General features: G+C 36.5%; 4 protein-coding genes. 3 read left to right on the top strand and 1 reads right to left on the bottom strand.

Features of this window, described 5'->3' with window-relative positions:
* Nucleotides 1–197: 197 nt before the first annotated feature.
* On the bottom strand, nt 198–1,976 hold the full coding sequence (locus GSY74_RS10165; RefSeq protein WP_164664990.1) for an acyl-CoA thioester hydrolase/BAAT C-terminal domain-containing protein: 1,779 nt from the start codon (nt 1,974–1,976) through the stop codon (nt 198–200).
* Between the two features lie 100 nt (nt 1,977–2,076).
* Between GSY74_RS10165 and GSY74_RS11065 the strand changes: the two genes are divergently transcribed.
* From GSY74_RS11065 to GSY74_RS10150, 3 genes are read left to right on the top strand one after another with little or no spacing between them, the layout of a single operon-like run.
* Nucleotides 2,077–2,607 (top strand): cold shock and DUF1294 domain-containing protein, encoded by a 531-nt coding sequence (locus GSY74_RS11065; RefSeq protein WP_164664989.1) that lies wholly within the window; start codon nt 2,077–2,079, stop codon nt 2,605–2,607.
* Nucleotides 2,597–3,340, top strand: coding sequence for a TIGR02757 family protein (locus GSY74_RS10155; protein ID WP_164664988.1), 744 nt, complete (start codon nt 2,597–2,599; stop codon nt 3,338–3,340). The genes GSY74_RS11065 and GSY74_RS10155 overlap by 11 nt, the downstream gene beginning before the upstream one ends.
* A 46-nt stretch (nt 3,341–3,386) precedes the next feature.
* The gene (locus tag GSY74_RS10150) at nt 3,387–4,085 is read left to right on the top strand and encodes a DUF4349 domain-containing protein (protein ID WP_164664987.1); all 699 of its coding nucleotides are present in this window, start codon (nt 3,387–3,389) and stop codon (nt 4,083–4,085) included.
* Nucleotides 4,086–4,493: the final 408 nt, after the last annotated feature.

Raw genomic sequence — 4,493 nt, 5'->3', positions numbered from 1 at the left:
TTCTAAATTAGAATTAAACTCAAAAGCCTTTCGTGTTCAGACTCATTGGAGTTTGCTAGTTAGGAAGCCTCTAGCTCTTTAGCTAGAGGTAGTTCACATTTACTATCCAAATGTTCCTGCCCCACAGTATCCAAATCTGTAAACCTCTTCAAAGGTCACATCTAAAAGTTTGTCTCTGCTTGTTGGTTTTTTTGACATTATATCCAACCTATCTCACTACCCATCAACTCAGAGAGATTCAACGAACCATCTTTATCTATATCTGCTTCGTTAAAAATTGAATTTGTATGAATTCTCTCAATATCTCTCTCTGAAAAAACTCCATCTCCATCAAAATCACTTCCCAAAAGCTCCTCTTTTGTAAATCCACACGCTTTGGTGGTTACCTCTGCTAAATTAAGCTCTCCATCATAATTGGTATCGCACTCACTCATTGAGAGTCCTAAAATCTGCTCCATTTTTAAAGGCTCTCTCTTATCAAGAGGAAATCGAAACATAATATATCTATTTGGTATGGTTAAAACCTCATCAATAGAGATAAAACCATTGCCATTACTATCTGAAAGAGTGAACAGTTTATCACTCATTTTACACACGGTTGAGGTCGCTTCTGCTTGGGTTAATCGGCTATCATTGTTCTCATCACACTGCTTAACCTTCTCTTTTGCACCCTCTATATAATACTTCTCTTCCACTCCTATGCTTGACAGATACCTAGCTTTATAGTCAGGTGTTCTCTGATGGAACTTTTTTAGCTCCTCTTTGGTAATGATTTTATTAGCATTTTGGTCATACTTACTAAAATTATCTTTTCTAAGACCACAAGCGTAATCAGACTCCATAGGGTCTCCATTTCTCATCATCTGTTCAAGTTCTTTTATACTTAAAAGCTCTGAAAAATCTACTACTCCATTATAATTTTTATCACAATTGTACATATTCCTCACACTATCTCTCTCTATCCATCGTTTTTTCAAATCTTGTTTGTGTGCAATATACTCATTTTTTGAAATTTTTCCACTACTATCTCTATCCAGATAATTAAAAACATCTAAAGAGTGTTTTGAAGTGAAGTTATCCACCAAAAACCGATATATATCACTCCAGCCTTTTTGATAATCCTTTCCACCACGCAAAAACCAATCACTATCATAAGCTTTATGTTCATAGTGATGAGCAAAATTTTTCTCTTTTAGTCGTTTCACAATCTCCTCACTCATCAAAGTAGAGTTCCACATCTTATCACGCGTGGCAGAGGCTAGATAGATAGCCCCATTGATATTTTCAACTTTTATACGAGCCTTTTCAACAGCCTCTCTGTCCTCCAGAGCTAAATCATGTAACGCTCTATAATCATCATCTTTTGTTATAACCCTTATGATAGTTTTTATCGCAGATAGGGTCAATTTGGGATAGGCAACAAAATCTATCTCTTTGCCTTTATATGTCCACGATGAGTGGGTTGCCAAAGTTGCTCTACTCGACTGAAAAGCCACATGAGATGCAGATACCCCCACAACCATCTTGATATCATTGTAGAGACTCCCCAAAATCAAAGCGAGTTCAGCACCTTTTCCTCTTCCTATCAGACCGATAGATTGAGCATCAACACCATGATGAGTTTTGTAACCATCCATTAGTTTTTTTAGGTCATCGAGGTTAACTCGGCTTAGATTGTTGCTATACCCCGCATCATCAAAATAGCCAATGGTCACAACATTGTAACCTATCGCTTGTAGTCGTTTGGTGATGGTTGAGCTACGCCAAATTCCCTCATATCCATCAAGTAAAAAAATCAGAGGATACTGCTTCTCTTCTACACGGCTCTTTAGATAATGGGCTTCAATATTCGCAGGATAAAATTTATGGGCAAATTTATTGTTCTCTCCATCTATGGTCGGTATTTTTTGTGAACAAGCTGTTATCAGGAGCATTGCTAGTATCAAAAGTAAGCTTTGCATTTTTTTGTGTATCATATTTATCCCTATTTTTTTGTATATTTTGATATTGTATCCAATATGTAATTAAGAAGTTTATTGCTCTTTACGCTATAATTCAAAAAAATTTAGGAGTCCCATGCACGGCAAAATAATCAACTACAACTCCCAAAAAGGTTACGGATTTATCTATTCAGAAGTACATGAAGAGAATATATTTGTTCATCACTCTGCCATCACTAATGCTAAGGAACTCTCTGTAGGGCAAAGCGTTGAGTTTGAGATAAAGAGAACAAAAAAAGGTCTCTCGGCTATCTCTGTTGTGGCAGGGGCTAAACAATATTCGCCCTATCTTATTTTTGGTTTCATCTCTGCAATCATGACCATTGCTATATTTGCCTATCTATCCCAACAGACAAACCCTATTTTGGCATATTTTATCGCGATTAATATCACTACCTTTCTGCTTTATGGTTACGATAAACTGATAGCTTCAGGTGATAGGCTTAGAGTGCCTGAATGGAACCTGCATGGAGTTGCCATACTTGGTGGTTCACCTGCTGGACTAATTTCTCAACAACTGTTTAGACACAAGACGATAAAAGGGTCATTTCAGTTGGTCTATTGGTTGATTGTAGTGGTGCAAGTTGGGGTGATTTATGGATATTAAAAATAGATTAGACCAAGAGGTAGAGGCACGGAACAATCACAATGAGCTCTCTTATGACAAACCTGACCCACTGCTCATTGCATCAAAATATCAGGATGAGAGCATTGCCCTAATTTGTGCTCTGTTTGCCTATGGAAATGTTAAAGCGATTATCAAATTTTTGGATAGTTTGGACTTTTCACTGCTTGAAGCATCTGATGAGAGGATACGAAAAGAGCTATCCTCTCACTATTATAGATTTCAAAAATCAGAAGATGTGGTGGCTCTGTTTATTGCACTGAAACGGCTCAAAGAGATAGATAGTATAGAGAATATCTTTTATGAAGGGTACAAAAAAGAGCAGAATATCTTGGATGGTCTGTGGAATTTTATCTCAATACTCAAAGAGATTTACCCTTACACGAGTAGAGGATACAGTTTTTTGGTAGGAAGTGTGCCTAAAAAACTAAACTCGGCAGGAACCTACAAACGCTATCTGATGTATTTGCGTTGGATGGTTAGAAAAGATAAACTTGATATGGGTTTATGGTCAAAGATAGAGAAAAAAGATTTGCTTATGCCTCTGGATACACATACCTTTAAAGTATCTCAGAAGCTTGGTCTGTTGAAGCGAAAAACTTATGATATGAAGGCAACTTTGGAGTTGACAGAGAAGTTAAAAGAGTTTGATGCAACTGACCCTATTAAGTATGATTTTGCTCTCTATCGGTTGGGGCAGGAGAGGATTTTTTAGGTTTAAACATGATAAAATATCAAAAAACTAAAACCAAGGAACTAACATGATAAATCTCTCAAAACTTTTAATGCTCTCTATCCTGATACTCTTTATAGGATGTGGGTCAAAATCTTCTAACATAACGACGGCGACATCTAATTATCCTATTCAAGCTATTCCTGCTCCCACCATATATAGTGACCCATACTCAACAAGGGCTGTTCCCCTCAAACGAATCATTACCAAAAGAGCTAATATTAGAGTGGAGGTTGATAAGATTGAAGAGGCAAAAGAGGCTCTCACAACCCTACTCGAAAAGAGTGGAGGTCACATTATCAATGCTCGTCTCTATGAAGACAGATATAATGCTTCAGCTAAAGTACCCTCGGATAAACTAATCATGACACTAGATGAGATAGCTAAACTTGGTGATAAAATATCTCAATCCATTAGCCAAAATGATGTAACTAACCAATTTGTTGACCATGAAGCAAGACTCAAAAATCTAATACTATTTCGCGATAAGATGCAAAATCTTTTGAGTCAAACAACTAAGATAGAAGAGATACTAAAAATAGAGAGAGAACTAGGGCGTGTACAGACTCAGATTGATGCTATTCAAGGTCGATTGAAATATCTAAAAGATGCTGTAGTACTCTCACCAATAGAGATAAATTTTGAAGAGAAAACTATTTATGGTCCACTAGGATATATCGCTAATGGTATCTGGTGGGTGACTAAGAAGTTGTTTGTGATTAGGTAGGTAATGAGATGGAGATAGGATACAAGTAGGTGTGACCATGTCACACATCAAATCTACATCTGCGTGAACTACCTCTAGCTAAAGAGCTAGAGGCTTCCTAACTAGCAAACTCCAATGAGTCTGAATACGAAAGGCTTTTGAGTTTAATTCTAATTTAGAAGGTCAATGGCTAGTTCCTAGCCCAAACACCATTTTTATTGTAAGTCTACATTACTAGAATGATATGCCTTCAAGAGGCAGTCAACTGCTAATAGGCAGGGACTTACGCGTCAATATGTATAGGATTTATCGTTGTTAAAATTTTATGGAAATACAAACTTCTATTTCCAACCACATATTTTAAGAATGTTAAAGAACTATGTGTAATTATAACAAAAAATAACTTTATTGAATATTAAATTCTTTTCA

The organism is Sulfurovum sp. bin170, assembly GCF_010892395.1.
GTDB lineage: Bacteria > Campylobacterota > Campylobacteria > Campylobacterales > Sulfurovaceae > UBA1140.
Note: the sequence above shows the minus strand (reverse complement) of the source record. Positions and strands in the feature narration are given on the sequence as shown.

What these genes read in the sequence shown, in the direction of transcription:
- GSY74_RS10165 (WP_164664990.1), bottom strand. Translation starts at nt 1,976, where the DNA reads ATGATACACAAAAAAATGCAAAGCTTACTTTTGATACTAGCAATGCTC.
- GSY74_RS11065 (WP_164664989.1), top strand. Translation starts at nt 2,077, where the DNA reads ATGCACGGCAAAATAATCAACTACAACTCCCAAAAAGGTTACGGATTT.
- GSY74_RS10155 (WP_164664988.1), top strand. Translation starts at nt 2,597, where the DNA reads ATGGATATTAAAAATAGATTAGACCAAGAGGTAGAGGCACGGAACAAT.
- GSY74_RS10150 (WP_164664987.1), top strand. Translation starts at nt 3,387, where the DNA reads ATGATAAATCTCTCAAAACTTTTAATGCTCTCTATCCTGATACTCTTT.